Annotated in this window: 11 protein-coding genes; 1 reads left to right on the forward strand and 10 read right to left on the reverse strand. The window is 53.5% G+C overall.

Features of this window, described 5'->3' with window-relative positions:
* Positions 1-107: 107 nt before the first annotated feature.
* The 7 genes from C233_RS0100845 to C233_RS0100875 form a co-directional block, all read right to left on the reverse strand.
* The gene (locus C233_RS0100845; protein ID WP_018665658.1) at positions 108-431 is read right to left on the reverse strand and encodes a hypothetical protein; all 324 of its coding nucleotides are present in this window, start codon (positions 429-431) and stop codon (positions 108-110) included.
* Positions 431-724, reverse strand: a complete 294-nt coding sequence (locus C233_RS0100850) for a hypothetical protein (protein WP_018665659.1) — start codon at positions 722-724, stop codon at positions 431-433. The genes C233_RS0100845 and C233_RS0100850 overlap by 1 nt, the downstream gene beginning before the upstream one ends.
* A gap of 49 nt (positions 725-773) precedes the next feature.
* Positions 774-5,540, reverse strand: coding sequence for a hypothetical protein (locus tag C233_RS0100855; RefSeq protein ID WP_018665660.1), 4,767 nt, complete (start codon positions 5,538-5,540; stop codon positions 774-776).
* Between the two features lie 135 nt (positions 5,541-5,675).
* Positions 5,676-6,986, reverse strand: coding sequence for a hypothetical protein (locus C233_RS0100860; protein ID WP_018665661.1), 1,311 nt, complete (start codon positions 6,984-6,986; stop codon positions 5,676-5,678).
* Between the two features lie 4 nt (positions 6,987-6,990).
* Positions 6,991-9,261 carry a hypothetical protein gene (locus C233_RS0100865; protein WP_018665662.1) on the reverse strand — a complete coding sequence of 757 codons (2,271 nt, stop codon included), beginning with the start codon at positions 9,259-9,261 and terminating at the stop codon, positions 6,991-6,993.
* A gap of 3 nt (positions 9,262-9,264) precedes the next feature.
* On the reverse strand, positions 9,265-10,953 hold the full coding sequence (locus tag C233_RS0100870) for a hypothetical protein (protein ID WP_018665663.1): 1,689 nt from the start codon (positions 10,951-10,953) through the stop codon (positions 9,265-9,267).
* The gene (locus C233_RS0100875) at positions 10,950-11,840 is read right to left on the reverse strand and encodes a hypothetical protein (RefSeq protein ID WP_004293592.1); all 891 of its coding nucleotides are present in this window, start codon (positions 11,838-11,840) and stop codon (positions 10,950-10,952) included. The genes C233_RS0100870 and C233_RS0100875 overlap by 4 nt, the downstream gene beginning before the upstream one ends.
* A gap of 81 nt (positions 11,841-11,921) precedes the next feature.
* On the opposite strand from C233_RS0100875, the gene C233_RS0100880 reads away from it, so the two are divergent.
* Positions 11,922-13,112, forward strand: a complete 1,191-nt coding sequence (locus C233_RS0100880) for a toll/interleukin-1 receptor domain-containing protein (protein WP_224200102.1) — start codon at positions 11,922-11,924, stop codon at positions 13,110-13,112.
* Between the two features lie 9 nt (positions 13,113-13,121).
* Here the strand turns inward: C233_RS0100880 and C233_RS0100885 are convergent, their stop codons facing one another.
* The 3 genes from C233_RS0100885 to C233_RS0100895 are packed head-to-tail and all read right to left on the reverse strand — an operon-like array spanning position 13,122 to position 19,270.
* On the reverse strand, positions 13,122-14,447 hold the full coding sequence (locus C233_RS0100885) for a hypothetical protein (RefSeq protein ID WP_004293594.1): 1,326 nt from the start codon (positions 14,445-14,447) through the stop codon (positions 13,122-13,124).
* Positions 14,438-15,415 carry a DUF6046 domain-containing protein gene (locus C233_RS0100890; RefSeq protein ID WP_004293595.1) on the reverse strand — a complete coding sequence of 326 codons (978 nt, stop codon included), beginning with the start codon at positions 15,413-15,415 and terminating at the stop codon, positions 14,438-14,440. The genes C233_RS0100885 and C233_RS0100890 overlap by 10 nt, the downstream gene beginning before the upstream one ends.
* 12 nt (positions 15,416-15,427) lie before the next feature.
* Entirely contained in the window at positions 15,428-19,270 is a 3,843-nt protein-coding gene (locus tag C233_RS0100895) for a phage tail tape measure protein (RefSeq protein ID WP_004293596.1), read from the reverse strand.
* Between the last annotated feature and the right edge of the window lie 41 nt (positions 19,271-19,311).

A 19,311-nucleotide genomic window follows, 5' to 3' on the forward strand; every position in this document is an offset into this window, starting at 1 on the left:
ATGATATCCTCTCTGGCCATGGTGTTGATATAAAAATCCCGGCCGCACCCAAGAGTACGACCGGGGTACTCTTTGTGTAAAGAGTAGCGGCAGACAGAAATTTCGGTTTATGCGTTGGAGATTTCGTTATAAATCGCCTCCACGGTGCCCCACATATCGTCGGGCAGTTCCTCGTCCGAGATCTTCTCGCAGGCGGCTTGCAGGTAGGCCATCTCGTCGGCGGAGAACTCTACCTCCAAGGGATGCTCTTTCTCCACGTCCCACTCGATACGCTTGTCTTCCGCATTTTCACGAAGGTTGATGGCTTTACGTTCCTCGTCACCGATGGCGATTTTACGCAGGATTTCCTTTTTGAGGTTGAATTCCTTAAAGTTGCCACGTGCCGGCAGGAAGGTCGGCAGGTAAAGGCGGTCCTTGACACTCAGTTCCATTATGATTCTTTTTTAGGATTGATACTTTCACGGATATATTGCTGCATCTTGTCGAAATCCCGGAATATGGGACCCAGTTCCCTTCCAGCGGGAAGATTACAGGAGATGTTCCCCTGTTCCATGTAGATAATCCCGACGGGGGGTATGTTCCCTTCCGTATCGGCTTCCTTCTCATTCACGGAAACATGAAGACGGTTCAGCTCGTCATTGACAATAGAATACTCCAATACATAGGAGGCGTTCTCCGTTTTTTCTTCAGCGGTCTTGGTGACAGTGATGTTGGTAATGTTCATACGCTTTGGCTTTTTAATAAGTATAGGGCAAGGCTATGGATTCCGGTTACTAGCTGTTGTAATTTAATGCCTGATAGTGGAATGACGGGTAGTTGCAGCAAAGAAGGGTCAGTGAATCCCCTCTCTCCATACCGTAGTTTGTCGTGCCCCCGTTCTGGTTCCTCACATTCATGATATTCACGTGTCCACCCCAGTTATAACTGTAGAACAACGTGAACACGTAAGCGAAATCCGATGGAAGGCTCGAATACCCGAACATGCTCGCGACTGACGATGCACTGGGGAGGCTGACATTATAGGTGGCATTGGCATAGATGCAGAAGATGTTGGCGGCGGAGAAGTCAATGGAATACCCGGAGCCCGTAAAATATACGGTCTTCATCTTGATGCCTATGGCGGCAGGACCGACCAATGCCGCGTTGGACCACACACCATAATTCCTGTATCCATTCTTTACCTCGATATACAGCCCGTAGTTGTTCAGGTATGAATTATACTTGTTGTTCACGATTCTGCCGGTGGCGCATGTACCACCTGTGGATGCCGGAAACGTGTTCGCCCCGAAAAGGACATAGGAGGTGGTGTTTCCCACGCGGAACAGGTCATTGTAAATGGCCAGTCCACCCCCGGAACCGCTACCCGAAGCGGTAGAGCCGATACGTCCCTGACCGATGGAAAAGCCCCCGATGGTCCCGGCGTTGGCATTGATCGTTCCGGTCATGGTCACGTTACCGCCGGCGTCCCACTTGATATTCTGGTTGGCAAGATACCCGGAACCGTCAGCTGCAAACGAGATCTTCCCGCATCCGAACGTGGCGGAACCGTCAGTCTTCAGACCCCAGTAATCTTTTCCCGAGGAAGGATTGTCATGATAGATATAGCCGGATGCACTGATGACAATGCGGTGTCCGGAACTTGGAGCGGATGCCGTAAGCGAGCTTGTTCCGATTGCCCATCCGCCGATCTTACCGGCCACGGCCGTGATGCCTGTCCTGTCAAGGGTCACTTTGACAGCGTTGTTCGCATCCCTGACGGAGACACTTCCGTTATAGGAACTTCCGCCAACCACCAACGCACTGTCCACGATTATCTGGTTCGCCTTCACGGTACCGGTGTATACCCCATTAGCGTCAATGGTGGTGGTATATTTTTCCGTCGATGTCAGGTCAAAGACCGTTGCATAGGCCACATACCAGGTCAGCGGGGTGGAAGCCGTTCCCTGTGCCCCGTCGATATAGAAGTAATGGGTGCTGGAGAAATTCGAGGTCCCGCAGACGACCTTGTAGATGTACTCCTTCCAGTCTCCCGTACCGGCCGTGGGGGTGAGCCAGCGGCTTGAGCCGCCTGTGCCGATGCTGTTGGTCGCCCAACAGATGTTGCGTCCGGCCGGTATCTTGGCGATGATACGGGCGACCAGTACCTTGCGCGAGCTGCAAGTCGTTCCGAAATAGAATCCCCCGTTGCCGGGGCTGGCCGTACCCTTGGTCTGTATCTTCAGTACGTACTTGCTGTCATTGGGGGCGGCCGTGTCCTGCTCCCGGGTAATCGTCACCATGCCGTTACCGGAATTGTTGTAGACGGCAGTGCCGTTGTTCCCTTTCCAGAAAGTGGGGTCACGGTAAAGCATCTTGCCGAACGCCATGGCCGAGGCAAGTTCTTGGGCGGTCGTGATTCCGGTCGTCCATTGGGCGGACACGGAAGAGGCGAAAATAACGGAACCGGAAGCGTTCCATGAGATATTACCTCCCGCAATCTGCCCACTGCCGTCGTTGTTCAGTTTCCATTTTGCCCCGTTCGTTATCGAACCGTCAGCCCCCAGTGAAATATTATTCTTCCAGATGTGGGTATGGTCAAAAGCCCAGCCGGCGATACGGTTATAGACATCCTTTCCGTCAACTTTCGCGTAGTTGGTGGAAAGACAGAAATATTCGTACCCGTCCCACGACATCATCTGCAACCCTATGAAGTTGGTCTTGACCGTGCTGCCGGAAGCGGCTACCTGCCCGAAAACGATATGTCCGGCATTGTTGGTGTTATGCCAGGTCATGGTGATACCGAAAGGCCGGTAACTGCCCGAATACCAATTGCCGCTACCCTTGGCGGAAGAACGTATCTGTATCGGGGAAGAACCCGGAGTTCCGAGACCCGCGGACATGATATAATCCATGCCGATACTGAATCCCCCGATTCTTCCCCGGATAAAATTACACGTCAATGCATTGATATACCCTGAATTGATAATGTCAGCCTTGAGACTGGCAGCGTCCAGTTTAGAAGCATGAATGCTGCCGGCAGCAATCCTGTCGGCTGAAAGCGTCCCGGCCTTGATGCTGGATGCGTTGATGCTGACGGCATTGACCTGCGCCGCTGTCAATGTTCCGGTGTAAATCCCCGTAGAGCCGATATAAGTCAACGGATGGGCGGCAAGGGTACTGTCGCTGCCTTGTGCCAACGCGATAAAACGCCTGCGCCGTATCTCTTCCTCCACGGAGGCGGTCAGTGTACGGGGAGCCGGGGCGTTTGCTTTCGTGGAGCCGCTCTGGAAAATCAAATCCGAGTTATAGGCGATCTGGGGAGCCGCCGGTATGGGGGACGGGCTCATGGCACTGCTGACGATCGGTTGGTCGGAATAGATATGGTAGACCGCACCGCCCGTCCCGCCGCCACGCAGGAACACGGCGAACATGCAGTTGTTACCGCACAGGGCGGCCCCGGCAAACATGCGGCAGTACATCTCGGAAAGCTCGTAGATGTCCCAAGAATAGGCGATACCGCCCCAACCGCCGAAATTGGCCTTGACAAGCAGGATCAATCCGCCTTTATGGGTGGAGGTGTTCCAACTGTCAGGAGCCTGCTCGCTATAACCGCGACGGATCAGGATATCCCGCTTGACGGTTTGCTCGCCGCCTTTGAAAATGACAGGATAATACACGTCTTCCTCTCCGTTGATGACAATCTTATGGTAGTAAGGATAGCCGTAATTGGATTTCCGAGCCGCCTCTATGTCGTTTTTCCACAGCAGGGAGACAGCGGGGGAAAACGAGACTTTCCCGGCTGCATCCCACGAAATGTTTCCGGAAGCGATCTGACCGCTGCCGTCATTGTTCAGCTTCCATTTTGTACCGTTCGTTATCGAACCGTCACCGCCCAACACCACGTTGCCTTTCCGGATGGAAGACACATCTATCGTCCACCCGGCGATATTGTTCTGTGAACCGAGACGGGCGATACATGCCCCCGCGCTGTTGGTCGCGTACAGCCCGAAATCACTGTCGCTGCCATAATACAGCTGTACCCGTTGTCCGGCTGTCGCGCTGGAGTTCAATCCATAGACCACCAAGCGCCTGTTCCCGCTGTCAAGCAGGATATGGCTGCCGCTCAATGCCGTCGCTCCGATCATCCAGCCTCCAATCTTGCCCTTGGTGACATTCAGCGTAAGGGCTTCGATGTTGCCTGCCGTAACCAGCGAGGCTTTCACGCTGGCCGTATCCAGTTTGGAGGCATTGATGCTGCCCGCCGCTATACGGTCGGCGGAAATGGTACCGGCAGTAATCTGACCGGCGGTAATGCTCCCGGTATAAATACCTGCCGCGGTGATTTTGGTCAGTTTGGGGTAGGTGTTACCACCCAGAGCGGTGGTTATGGAATCAATCGGGGCTGTCCATTGAAGGGAAACGGAAGCGGCGAAAGTAACATTTCCGGAAGCGTCCCACACGATATTGCCGCCCGCCACCGCACCGGCTCCCGTCGATTCAAGACGCCATTTATAGCCACGGATACCCGTTGATCCGACAGTCATCGATCCGGATGCCGCCGTATAGGTATTGGCAGCATTCTTCTTCGTTCCGCGATAGATGCTGTCACTGTCGATACTCCACCCTCCGATGCTTCCCTTGGTGGTCGTGAGGGTCAGGGCATTGATGTTTCCGGCGGTGATGAGCGAGGCTTTCAGGGAGGCCACGTCGATACGAGAAGCTGAAATCGTGCCCGAGGTGATTTGTGTGGCATCGAGATGCAACGTTTTCACGGTATCGGCGGAGAGTTTTCCGGTAAAGATGCCGTCCTTATCGATATAGGCCGCACCGGCCCAGTTCAGGCTGATATCAGCCCCGAACTCGATTTTGCCGGTGGAAGCGTTGTATTTGATGGACTGGCTGCCGTTGCCTAACTGCACGTTGCCCCCGTTGTCCACGTAGAAGGTCTTGTAACCGTCCTTGAAGCCATAGATGCCGTTGACAGTTTCGACAGTAACCGTTCCGGAAGCTGTCTTTACGGAAAGTGGGAATGAACCGATGGCGATACCGGAAACAGTGCCGTCGCTGTTCTTGATGCCGGTGAACAGTTTCGGGGTAATGACCGTGTTGTTGTTGATAAGTGTCTTGCCCGTGTTCCACTCCTTGACCCAGTCGAGCATGGAGGCATCTGCACCGTCTTTTCCCGGCGTACCGGATTTGGCTTTCGACCAGACAAATGACAGGGTATAGGTAGCTCCGGATATGATGACGGGAATGGAAACCGTACCATGGTCGGCCAGCGTGGCCGTACCCGCCGCAATGTTATAGGTAATGGTCTTGTTGCTGTTGTTGACGGATATGGAAGAGAACCCGGCAGGTTTGACAACCGGTCCGATGGAGAATCCGTAAAAATCGGAATCCCCGAGCGTTACCTGGATGGTGGAAGTGACGGATACGGCGGAGGGTATCTTCCCGTCCGCATCCGCGGGGAAGACATATTCTCCGAGCGACTGGCTGATGGTATAGCCGTCTTTCTGTATGTGGATTGTCGCCTGCCCCCGGGCGACCAGTGTCTTTACCATATATGCTCTTTACGGAAAGTATAGGCCAAAAGAATGGTAGCAGGTTGCCGTCACAAATAAGAATATTGCCATTCAATAAATACGGCGACCGATTCATACCGGTCACCGTCCATTAAAATCAATAACGTTTCTATATTATTTCGATACCTCGCACATGAGTACGCCCTTGCCGGTCACATCCGCTTTCGATACGGTGATGGATTTTCCCGTATAGGTCTTTATGACCGATGTTCCGGCCGAGTTCCACAATTTCCATGTATAAGTATAGGCTGTGCCGTTCGCATCCAGTTCCTCTCCGTTGCGGTACAGTACCGCCTTGGCATCGACATCGTTGCCGTTGTTCTTTATCGTGAACCCTTTCTGGCTGACAAGATCCACCGTGATGGGGTCCGACATGTCCGTGAACGAGATGATATCGCAGACCACCTTGTTTGCCGAACTGTTGCCCGCTGATGTATCCGTATCCTTGATGGCGCATTTGAATGTCTCGAAATTCAGCACGGCATCCGCCGTAATGGTAATCTCGTTCGTGGTCCAGCCTGCCGTCACTCCACGGGGATTGGCGGAAGTCAGGCAGGCCCATCCGGCCCCCAGCATTGCATTGTAATACGGACAGGATACCGGACTGCCAGAAGCGCTGGTTCCCGTGAGTGCCGAAGTCAGCGTTACCACTTTGGTTGAAGCGCTTACTGCCGATATGGTGTACTGCACGGACCCGATAGAGATTTTACCCCCGGCTTCCATATTGGTGACGGAAGCGACGGTAACGGTGGTCGCACCGGTTTTTGCCTCGGCTGTAAGGGTCGTGTTGGCGAATACCGCAGAGTCCTTGATGCCCCAGGCATAGGTCACATTGGTCGTATCGATGGTGGCGCCCCGCCACAGGTCGCAGTGCGCCTTGAGCGTAGCCACTTCATCGTTCTTGAAGACAATGCCGTCGGGGGCATAAGCCACGGCGGCAATCATCGCCCCCGCGTTCAGATGCTGGGTGAACTGTACCTCCGCACGGAAAGGAATCTCCAGCCCGTTGGCATCGATGTAGATTGCCTCGAAAGTATACCGTACCTGCGGGGCGGAAACGGTCATGTGGTTTGCCTTGACGGTCAGGGCGTATTTGGCGGAAGCGGCGCCGATCGTGCAGCTGTCCTGTCCGGAAGTTATGACCGTGCCGTCCTTGTACCATTTGGCGGAACCGCTCTTGACACCGGCTGTCAATGTCGCCGCGTTGCCGACGGATGAGATCTGGTCTACGGCCGCCTTGCCGCTGACAAACAGAGAAGGGGTCAATATCAGGTACGGGGATGCCGCCCACGAGGGGGCATACGCGCCGGTATCCTTGTTGAATACCTGGGTCAGCGGTTGCGAGGAACCGATAAACGCCTGTAAGGAGACAGCATCATTCTGGTCGATGATGGTGACTTGTCCGCGTGCTACTTTGATTGCCATATGCTTATTGTAATGTTGTTGATATATTCACTTCACAGTCGAAAACGGCCTTGCACCACACGTCCCCGCCAGTTATCTCTATCTCCCTGCCGTAACGCGGTGCGGCGTTCCATATCCTGTCACTCTCCGTATCGCGGCTCGTCCGTATCCAGCGGAAATTGCCGTCGGGAATGAGCGATGTAATCTCTTCACCGCCCCTGTACACCCTGGCACGGAGTACCGTCGAGACGATTCCGTTGCGGAATGTCGTGCCGTTTTCAGACTCCACATAAACAGTATAGGAGGGAGATCCGTCGTAAAGTTTGAAAAAGGTATGGGTCGCACTGATTTTTTCATTACGGTATGTTGCCGTGTAGCGGAGGGTCAGCACGTCGCGCCCTTCCCAGCCATGAAACGGGGGTGTCATTTCAAATACGGCGGCATTGCATCCGGCATCTTTCCATATGCCGTCAACGGCAAGGTATTCCCACTGCCGACTTTCCGGCTCGAAATTGTATTCGGTCGCCACAAGCGGGATATTCTCCGGCTCGCATGCGCCTGAAAGCTCGTCCTTGAAATGGAACGCCGTGCCGCCTGTCAGGGAGACGGAACGGGGCTTGAGCAGTTCCTGCGCCTCCTCATCGAGGTCTTCCCAGCGGATGGTCACATCGCGCAGTTCGATGGTATCCTTGCCCCACTTGAACCGTCCCGAGGCGAAATGGCCCGTCCCGTCCGGATGGATGACGAAAGAACCGTCCCGTGAAACGATCGAGCCGTCTTCGTTCAGCCGCAACAGGGGATTCTGTATGGTACCCCCGATACCTCCCTTATTGAACCAGGCACCGTAATCGTCCGTGTAGGACAAGGCTTCATCGGTCGCCTGATAGGGGGTCACGTTCCTTCCGGCCTCCAATTGAGGGGCGGACAACGACAGGGGGACGGAAGCGGCAATGCCGAGACACATGACGGGGGAATCTGACCCGCGTATGAGGAACGGGACATTATAACGGACCCATCCTTTACCGGCAGCCACCGTCCGATCACCGACAAGATGTTCATCCTGATAGAACCGGATGGCTGCCGTATCTTCCGCTTTTATCCAGACTGAGAAACAATAACAGACTCCTGTATGAGCCTCCCGCCAGGCGGCACTTTGCGCACCAAGAAGACTGTCTCCGGCTATCCGTACACACCGCCCGAGTCCGGCGGGAGATGTTTCATCCAGCTCTTCCGAATGGCTGAACCGGCAGGACAGGCTGTCGGGTATGACATTCTTGTGGATTTTGCCCACATAAAACGTGCTTGAAAAACCGTTCTCGTCTCCCGCGGTAAGCGTGCCGGCTATATTGACATTGCGTGTGGCATAGAGATTCTGGAAATAGGCCCCGTAACCATCCAACATGCCGAAGACCGGATCGATGATGCCGCTGACCTTTCCCACACGGGCCTTGCTCGCCTCGCTGAAAGCGGATACGGAGGCAAGACGAACAATGTTCAGGTCGGCGACCTCGCACCAGTCCCCCTCGGAGGCCAGGCTTGATGTCAGGTCAAGAAACAGGCTCCGGCTGTACTGTGCCGGGTAATCCACGGTGATGACCCATAACTTGTACTTCCATTCCCGGCCGATGGAGATTTCATCTTCCGCATCCGTCTTTTCACGGTTCGTATAGCCGAATCGGATCGGTACGGAACCTGATGTTTTGGAAGACCTGACCTTGAACGATACCAGCAGGCGCTCCGGGTATCCGACCGGTTCTTCCAATGTCAGCATCAGCCCGAAGGAAGAGTTTCCTGCCGGTTCCGCGTTGCGGATAATGCGGACAATGCGTGTCGCTTCCGAATCGGCATCCAGATATTCCGTTTGCAGCATGCTGCCATAAACGGCGTACCTGGACTTGTCCGGCACTCCCGCCATGCCTCCGTCCATGACGGGATAGCACAGGGAGCGTTCGGTCGCCATGCCGTCGATGACATCCATATAGGGTGAATCGCTGTCAGAAGCCGTCAGGTACAAGGCGCCGCTACGTGCCGTATCGAACAGGTTGGTAATCCGCACGAAGTCCAGCAGTTCACCGCCCTGCGGTTCGTCCCCGTCCAGCAATGCCCCGATGAAATAAGGGGCGTCCTTGTCTCCGACAAGCTCCGTTCCGGTTTCTGTCACGCACATCAGCGAATAGACGGTACGCTCCCGTTCGGCATATTGCCTGCGGATGATATCCCCGGCTTGCAGTCCCTGTGTCTTCTGCGAGTCGGGGGCAATACGGATCTTGTATGTCGGATAACGGAATACGGACATGGATTATGACAGTTTTTCCACGGTGTCTCCCGAACAGCTGTCGCTGATCCAGAAGGAACCGTTGGTTACCGAAGTCTTTTCGACCTCGAACTCATAGGCGCGGAACTTACGGCGGGCCACCACCTCGTCGAATGTGGCGGAGACGCCTCCTGTCGTCCGGTTCCGGCGGACAGCCCATCCGCTTCCGGAAAGGCCCGGGGAAAAGAACTCCGAAGAGAGCGACCCGGTAAAGACGCTGTTTCCGTAATGCCGGATACCGTCCTCCACCGCTTGCAGGCGTAACGCCTCTGTCAAGTATAGGATTCTGTCAGTAATCCGGGTGGGCGACGCATGGATTCCGATATGCCCGGCTGCTTCCAACGGAACAGCGACCGTAACGAAATCGGCATCGGTGCGGATATGGAACGATTCGCTGTGACGGTTCTGCGGGGCATAACAGCTCACGGACGGACGGTGTGAAAAATCCGTGCTGTGAGGGATAGCCGTCCTTACGTCCTCTTCCTCGTAGATTACCTCGGAAGAAAGCGATACGCGCTCCCTGTCGCCTGTGAACATAAATCCCTCTGCTGTGCCCATCCGCAAGCGCTTGTGGATAACGATACCTTCATCGGAAGTGTCTACCCGGTATGAGGAGAGCAGGTCGGCGCCGTAGTTGTGGCGGACAGTCAGCGAGCCCGGAAAACAAGCCTTTCCGTAAGGGGAAAGCATCAGACACTCGCCGTCCACGTCCGATATGCCGGAGAACAGGCGTATCTTCGGGGTATGGTCGCCGCCTAAAAGAAGGTCACTGCCGATACTCCCGAACTGTATCTTGTCCTTGTCGGTACAGAGCAGTACGGGAACATCTCCGATCCGGATGCCGAATCCGTCCAGGAACGAGAGGAACCCGCCGAGCGCGACATCCTCTTCCGAAAACGAAAGCAGACATTTCCCTTTGTCGCCCAGTTCCACGCCTTGCAAGGCTTTCAGTCCGCCATCCATGACCGTACTCCCTCGCACCGTCAGATTCCGTCTCACCATGCCGTCCCGCATCGTCCAATCCACCGTGTCCGTATTGGCGTTGCCACGATGATAGACATCCTGCCCGCCCACGGCCAGCCGTGTCGGGGAGATGGATATTCCTGTATCCTCGTCCCCGATAATCCATGCCCCTTTGGAATGTACCGTCGCATCCAGAAAGTCTATATGGGAAGCGTTGATTGTAGCGGTGGCCTTGTCCGCGTCGTAACGGAGCAACTGCCTGCCGCCGATATGCAGGCTGTCGCCCCCGACTTTCAGGTTGCCGGTAATCCTGATACCGTACTCGATGGCAGTTACCACACCTTCCGGATCGGTAATGTCCTGCGAATAGGTTTCCAGGATACGGGTGTTTCCAATGCCGGCTTCGAAACCGTAATTGGCACTGAGCTTGCCGGTCATGTCACCGCCCGATTTCTTCAGGTAATCCAACAGCAAGCCACCGCTTCCGGAACCGCCTTCTCCCGTAACGGCTCCGGCAATGGCGGATGCAAAACCGTAAGCGGTATTCTTCAGTCTCAGGCTGGTCTCGTCGCCTTCCTCGATGCCGTAAGGATGCTCGTCGTCCTTTTTCTGCTGGGCATTGAAAAAGTTATGGTACAGCTGTGCATAGATGGAATAGCACAGGCTCTCCTTGTCGAGGGTTTCTATATCGGGATGCAGTTGTACGCTCATTTGGTATAGCTGGTCTTGGAAAGAAATTTCTGGATACGTGATGTCAGCGAGATGAAGTTCGGCATATTGATCGGCGACATCGTGCCCATCAGTGTGGGAGTCATGATTTTCGAACATTCCGTCAGGAAGTCGAGCATCAGCCGGGCAAGCTCATTACCCAGAACCAGCGGCTCGGTGGCATTCTCGTCACCGAGCGTCACCTTGTTGTCGGCAACGGCAACGGTCGTGGAATTGACCTTTTGTACCACTTTATCTGCTGTCTGTCTGACTTCAGACTTGTCCACCGTATGCGTGATGCTTTCCGCATCGATAACGGTTGTCGCTTCCTTGTCCTTGTCATTCCTAACGGTTGTTGTGACGGCCGTCGGCGTATAGTGGGTGGAGGTCTCGTTACCGGTGGTTTCCAGTTCGTCGTAGTCCGGGGAAGAGTCGTTTTCCGGATCCAGTTCCTCCATTTCGGTCACGCCGATGACGGTTTCCGTGCGGGCATTGAGCCGCAGGATATCCACATGGGAGAAGTTAACCACATAGGCATAACGGGTGGCGGCATCCATGAAGATGGTCACGTCGGAAAAAAGTGCGGGGACGATCAGGAAGCCGCCTTCGCTGTTGGTGGCGGCCGAGAGCAACACGCCTTTATGGATAACAGGTTCGGCGGAGGCCGTCTCGTCCGGGTACTCGCCGACATCAATGGTACCGCCGTAGTCGGAAAACTCCTCGTCCGAGGGGTTGTCGTGTATCTTGGCGACATAGCCGTGTATCATGCGGGCCGTACCGATACCGGACATGCCTCCGGGAGCCAGATTGATACGCTCCATACTCCGTCCCAAGGCTATCTTGCGGATAGCCTCACGGATAAGCAACTGGTTGGATTTGTCTGAAGACATGAGTTTTTTGAAAGAATAGGAGGAGCATAGTTTATTGGTTGCCAATTATTTTGTACTTTTGCAAAGACAATGATATTACTTATGAAACAAGAAATTTTAGAATCCTATATTACATATATATTTGATTTCTTTCAAAAATCAAGATGCTTTAAAGCCGGGCAAGGTAACATGCTCAGAAATTTTAGATTTGCAGCTGAAAAGCAATTTACTCGTAATCAATTGGGTATATTGTATTTCCTGGTAAATACCCTCATTGATAATGGCTATCTCTACTTAAAAGATAGAGATTTTATAGCTCTTACGGAGAATGGTGCCGATGTTATAAATGGGGGAGAGTGTGTTATTCCTAAAATTTCCCTTGAGCGGACAATTTATGAAAAAGAGACCAGTAGATCAGATATATATGAACAGCTTTGGAATATTATCGGATCGAACAAAGAAAATGATTATGCGCCGCTGTATGTAGATGGACCATTGTTTTATAATACAATCAGGCCATATTTAACAACATTGTCGTTACCTCATACATATGGGGAATATATGGCAGAATTGCGGGAAAAGGAAGAATTTACATCAAGAATTAAATGGTATAGGACTTTATTTTTAGCTCTTGATGAGAATGATGTACAAAAATTCCTCAAAGATTTGTCTATCAAAATAAACAGGCTGCTGCTAATGAATACTCCAAAAGATGCGATACAAGAAGCTTTGAATCCTTGGGCAGATGTAGACATTCCTACAATCGATAATACGCCTCTGCCTGAAATTCTCAATAAAGTGGCGGAAGAACCAATTGTGAATAAAAACAAGCCGTTTGTGTTGATTTCGTATGCGTGGGAGGTAGAAGACAATGTCTTTATGAATTGGATTCAAACTTTCGCCAAAGATTTGCGAAGACGAGGGATTGATGCTCAAATAGACCAGTATCAACCTCATGGAACTGACTTGCCTAAATTTATGCTTGAAAGCATCCGTAAGGCAACTAAAGTTCTGTGCATTCTGACTCCAAAGTATAAAGAGAAAGCTGAATCCGGTAAAGGAGGTGCCGCTTATGAAGGGGGTATAATATCACATGAAATATATAACAATCAGGGAACCACTAAATTTATACCGGTTGTACGCAAAGGGTCTTTTGAAACTTCGACACCGGATTTCATTAGTGGAAGAAAAGGTTTTGATTGCTCTACTGACGATAAATACAATAGCGAACTTCCGAATATTATCAAGGTAATAAACGAAGAACCATTGATAGAAATTCCTCCTGTTGAATAACGGTAAATCTTATTTCCTAATTTTATACGGAATACTCAGTTGTTGCCTGTATCCACCCACCCCGAAAGTAGTCGTTACCTCTTCCACGAGGTATACGCCGTTCTTGGAAGGATTACGGTAGTCGATCAGTTCCACCTGTACGGCAGGAGACAGTCCGAAATCCCCGAATACTGTCACATTGCCGGTGATTCCGTTCAGATTGTAATTCCGAAAGTATTCCGTCGTCTCTTCTACAAGCCGGTCGGAATTGATTCCGACATGAGGTGACATATATGGTACGATGGTATATGTGGATAAATCCACCTTGGTCCTGGTCTTCGCTCCTGATGCCGTCGTGTTGCCCGTTACTTTGTGCGTCTTTTTTGAAATCTGCGTGGCATTGACCGTCTGAAACTCCTTGCTGCCCGGCGTCGCCGGGTCGTATTCAGGATTCATGCGTACTGTCACCTCAAAGAATTTTTCATCCGTCCCGAGTGCCTTGCCCGTCACCGCCAAAAACTTCGGATCGGTCTTGACCACTTTCAGGTTGCTCTGCGCCACATGCTCGTTGAAGTATATCCTGTACGGTCCTGTCGATTCATCCTCCGGGAATACCGGCTGAGCCTTGCTGGACGAATAAGGACGCCCGACGGCAATGGACGGTATGGCCCCGTCATCATCGGCATCGTATTTTAAAAAACAGTAGACCTTGTACTTCGACCATTCGGAAAGGATATCCGCTACCGTGAAGTTGTCCGTGACCTTTACCTTGCCGATATGTATCTCAAACCGCTTCGTATCCGAGTGTATCCTGAAGCCGGTATCTTTCAGGATATTATACTTGCCTTCCAGCACCTCGTTCACCGTCGTCCCTTTCGCCGGGGTCTCGAAATGAGGTGCCTGTTTCAGTTTGAGTTTGTAGGCCATATTCTCACACTGGATTTCCAGCGTGCTGTCCGAATTGTATCCGGTAATGTATCCGTCGAACATATTTTTCAGCACGCCGTTGTAGCCCAGCTTGATATTGATGCGCTGTCCGACCTTGAATGTCGTCTCGTCAACCAGACGCTGCGCGCTGCGTTTCTCGATGATGACACCGTCCTGCATCACCTCCGTCGTTATCCTCGACACGTCCTTGCCCTCCAATGTCACGTTCCCGATAATCGTGGAGCGGCATACCGACCCTTTCGGGAATATCACTTTGGCCGTTCCGATCAGCTTCTTGTAACTCTCGTTGATTTCGAGCGACTGGACTTCCGTAATCTCCACGCCGTTCTGTATCCTCATCGGATTGGATGGGTCGGCATCCCCGATGGTGATGCGACAGCAGAGGATATCCATTGCAGCTATACCCATAAACGTGTCAGTTTAAGCAACGAGGCGGGGTCGATGACCTCCGTACCGAATTTAACATACTTGATCCACTTGTTCGTGTGCTTGATGGCCGTGTCCACCTTTTCCTGTTCCGCCAGTTTCAGTTCCACGGCTTCCGATGGCTCCACGGCGACACAGTTCAGCGAATACGGCTGCACGTTCCGGCAATCCGTAGGCTGTAAGGTATAGCCCTGTATAATCAACCGTGAAATGTTGAACTGGCGCAATACCGTGTTGTCGCAATCGATGACACCCTTGTATTGTACCAGCCTGATAAACTTGGACACTTCCGCCTCGGGATACACGTCCGGGTATTTGGAGGTGATCTTGCCGTTGATGGTAATCTCGAGGTCACCCCCGGATATATATTCCTTGCGGGTATAGTCCCGCCCCTGTACCCGGGTCAGCAGGATATTGTTCCGGCTGCTGACCTGTACCTGCGGTCCCAGGTCCACGAATGTCACCAGTCCATACCGGCTGTTCGGCAAAACCTTGCACTCGCTGTTGTCATAATACTTCCCCTCCTCTGATATGGACAGTTCCAGAAAATCCGCCACTGTCCGGCCGACGATGGAATCGATATGGTTTTTCTTCTGCGCCACCGCCTGCTGTTCCCTGATGAGCTGGTAGTACTGTCCGGTCTTGTTCGCAAGGCTGGACTGCGACTGTGTCTGAAGATATTTGTCCCGCACCTGCTGTTCCCAGTATTTGAGGTATCGGGGATAGGAACGTAGCAACCCGTAAGCCGTCTGCGAGGCAACCTGTATGGCTGCCCGTTTGAGCAGGTCATGGTGCCTGGAGAAGTAATGTACCTGCCCGTCCTGCAATTCGGCAAGCCCCATGCCCAACGCCAGACGCGTGGCGTTGCTGATGTATCCGCCAAGCGAACCGTGGTTGAGTATGCCTCCGCTCAACAAAGTCGAGGCCGCGATTTGTATCAGTCTTCCCATAATCCTTTCATTTTATGCGTTCCAGGAGGCATCGAAGTCATGCACGACATCGATGAGCGCCTGTGCCAGTTGTTCTTTCAGGTTCTGTATCTCTTCCGTCTGCCCCTCCTTCGACTTCATCAGGTCGATGGTCCTGACACTGAGCAGGCTCTCTATGTTCACGATGACCTGTTTAGGTGCCGCCGAGGACAACCGCCCCGTGCCGGAATAGTTGCCGCCGGCCCCTCCGTCATCCAGATGCGTGTTGGTAATCGGGTTGGCAGCAAACGGACGTGTATCGTTGGAATCCGGTTCGTTGCCGTACTGGTCGGGAGTGAAGCCCGCCACGCGGAGGATGTTCTCGGCTGCCTCCGCCGAACCTCCGAAAGTCTGCCGGAGCGATGAAAAGAACTTCACGAGTGTCGTATGTGCCAGCTTGCGATGCGCGATGTTGTCTATACGCTGCGCATCGGTGGCGTTCTGCCCCAGTGCCCGCTGTTTCCATAGCCCGTTTTCGTCCTGCTCGAATCCCCAGGCCCTGAACTGGTCAAAGTCGAACCCTCCCTTACGCATCAGCTCATGCGCATTGGCGGCACTCGATATGGCATTCCGATAAGCGGTGGCGGCACGCACAATCTCCGGAACGGTCTGCGTGTTCATGTACCGGGCATAGTCGTATGTGCGGGCGGCAACCGCTTCCGACCTGTCCCCGATATCATTCACATAGACGGCCTTGCCATCCTGCATACGCCACAAAGACTTGTCGAGATCCTTCTCCTGTTGCCCGAAACGCTCCTTTACCGTCTTGAGGAAAGCGTCCACTTCCAATACCGTACCCATCTTCCCGAACTCGGCGTACGCGGCATCGATACGTGTCTGGCTGTCGCGTTTGGCAAGGGTGACAAGCGCATCCCTTATGTCATCCTGACGGGCTTTGTCCATGTTATACACATGGTCTCGCGATACCATCCCCTCAGATGAAGCGATGGCAAATTCCCCCAAGAACCCGGCCCACCAGTTGGATGTGAAGGCTCCGATTTTATGTCCCGAAGCCTCTTCGATACTTTTGCCGGCAACGACCTCGTCCACGGCACGCTTTGTCTTGACAGCCATGTTATAGGTCTCGCTCAGGGAGGAGTAAAGTGCCTCTATGGACGGATAACGGTACTTGCGGTTCGATTCGATCTCTTCCAGTACGGCATCCTTCGCCTCCTTTATCTTCCAGGTCTTGTAAGCCACCCATCCCAAAGTCCCGACCAATGCGGCTATACCTGCCGTGGCGGCAACCGCGCCTGTACTGATGGCACTCAACGAGGCGGCAGCACCGGTCAGTCCGCTGCCGGTAGCCACCTGTGTGGCAAACAGCGACTGCAGGACTCCTTTGGCTCCGATGACACCGCCCCCGGCCATCAAGGCGCGGTTCATCGCTCCCCGTCCCGCCACGCCTGCGGACTGCATGGCCGACACGATGGCCCGCTTCTGGGCAAACGAAACCTTACCGATACCACCCGCCCCCAGCAGCCCCTGCACGGCACTGATTGATGTCGTGGCCGCAGACTGTTTGCCGATAAACCCCATGGCGATGCCGATATTCGTCAGGGCTCCCGCCACCTTGAACAGCCGGGTCGCGACAACGCCTGTAAAGACAAGCGGTTCTATCCAATGGAAATTGCGGGTCACCCATGCGCCGATATTGCCGATCACGGTGAAGATGTCCAACAAGGCATTCCCGATGGACACCAGGCCACGGGTAAATTCCGGAGCCTTGAACTTTGCCAGAAAAGTGCGGAGCACAGTGCGGATAGAGGGTTCCAACACCTCGTATGCCTGCATGAACCCTTCGGTCAGCTGGGAGGTCACCTGCGCCCACAATCCCTTGGTCGTATTCTGCTTTACCAATGCCAGTTCTGAGGAAACGCCCTGGGACCCCCGGTTATATGAAGTCAGTTCTCGTAGTTTGTCGTAGTTCTTCAGGAACATCATCGCCGCGTTACCGCCAATTTTCCCGAAGATTGCCTGGACATCCGCCATCGACGCGCCCTTCTTGTTCAATTCCTCGAAAATGTCCGCTATAGGACGGAGTTTCTCGACCTGCACCCCCTCGATGTCGCGCATTTCCGTGAACCGGATGCCCAGGCGGTCCAGAACTTCCTGTGCCTCCTTGGTAGGTTTGGCAAAACGTGTGGAAAGAGCACGCAACGAGGTTCCCGCCAGCGTTCCCTTCAGACCCATATTGCCCAAAAGACCGATGGCGGCACTGCTTTCCGTGAAGTCCACGCCCGCCATACGCAGGTAACCGGCAGCCATCTTGTATGACTCCGCCATCTCCACGATATTCACATTCGAGCGGGAAATGGTGGAGGAGATAATGTCCGCCACGCTGTCCATGCTGTCGTTATGGATATCATAACCGGCCATGATGTTCGTGGCCAGGTCGGCGATATACGACACGTCGTTGTCACCGATAAGTGCCAGGTTCGTGATCGGGCGGATGGACTTGTTGATTGTCTCGATATTCATGCCCGCCATCGACAGGTATTTGACGGCACCGGCAATCTCCACGGCTGTGTATTTCGTGTCGATGCCGATTTTACGGACATGACGGGCCATACTGTCAAAACGGGTCTCGAATGTCTTGAGGTCGCTGTCCGCCACACGGAGGATGGAATGTGCCGATTCCATGATGTTGGAATAGTCGATGGCCTTCGTCAGTTCCGAACGGATCAGGCTGTAACCCATATAGGCATTGAGCATCGAAGCGAACGGGAGGTTCCTGAGTGACGGCGCTTTCGAATACTGGATACGGTTGATGGCGGCACGGCGTTTACTGCGGTAGAGCGTACCGGCTGCAGTATGTTCCCGCTGCATGAGCCTGACGGACTGCATCGCATTGCGCTGTTCCTGCCGTCTTGCAGCCTGCTCGGCCTTTATACGTTCCGTTTCTGCCTTACGGCGTGCCTGTTCTGCCTGCCGGCGTATTTTCTCCGCAGCACGGGCGGCATTCTTGCACTCCCGTTCTTTAGCCCGCGCTTCATCGGCACGCCGCTTTTCCGCCGCGGCGGTTTCTGCCAGAGCCGCCTTACGGCGCTGGTCTGCGGTAAAGAGCTCCTCCGCGTGGACCAGTTTCTGGCGATGCAGCTGCTGTCCTGCATAAAGCCGTTCCATCAGTTTTTGCCGGGCCTTTTCGGGCATTACGAAGGCCTGCGGAGCATATGGCACCGGAACGGAAGGTGTGAGTCCTTCGGATGGTATGCCTCCCTGCATGTTGAAAGAAATGACAGAAGCACTTTTGATACGACCCAATAGGGAAAGTATCTGCTGCAACCTGTTTTCCGCCGTCCCGGTCTTGATTTGCAGTTCCCGGTCACGTTCCATGGAAACCAGGGCGGAGTTGATTTTCCCGATGGCTTTGGTAATGCGTTTCTGCGCGTCTGCCATCGTGCCAACGGACGAGGCGGCATTCTTTTCGATCTCCGCTTTGCGCATCTCGGCAGCCTTTTTCTCGTAAAGGCTTTTGGCGTTGGCCTTGATTTTCTTGCTGTCCAAAGCCTGACCGGCATTGATGGTCAGGCTGATGCCTTTGGAAAGCGTGGAAATATCCGTGAGTAACCCCTTGATACGTTCCAGCTTCTCTTCGCTTTTTTTCGTATCGATGGTCAGGCGGTAATCGAAATTACGTTTCTTGCCGTTCTTGGTGCGGAACACGCGGTCTATCTCGTCCATCATATTCTTGATGTTCGTGACGGCCGGAGTCAGGGACGCTTTCGCCTGTACCAGCTTGCCTACCGCCTCACCGAAGGCGATAACCTGCTTGGTGCCCTGAGAGGCATCCACGTTGATGGAGTAGTTGACCTGATAGTTCTGTTCCTGAGCCATGGTAATGGGTACTGCGTTAAAAGAATAGTCTTTCCGCAAGG

The sequence above is a fragment of the Bacteroides gallinarum DSM 18171 = JCM 13658 genome, from assembly GCF_000374365.1.
GTDB classification, from domain to species: Bacteria; Bacteroidota; Bacteroidia; order Bacteroidales; family Bacteroidaceae; genus Bacteroides; species Bacteroides gallinarum.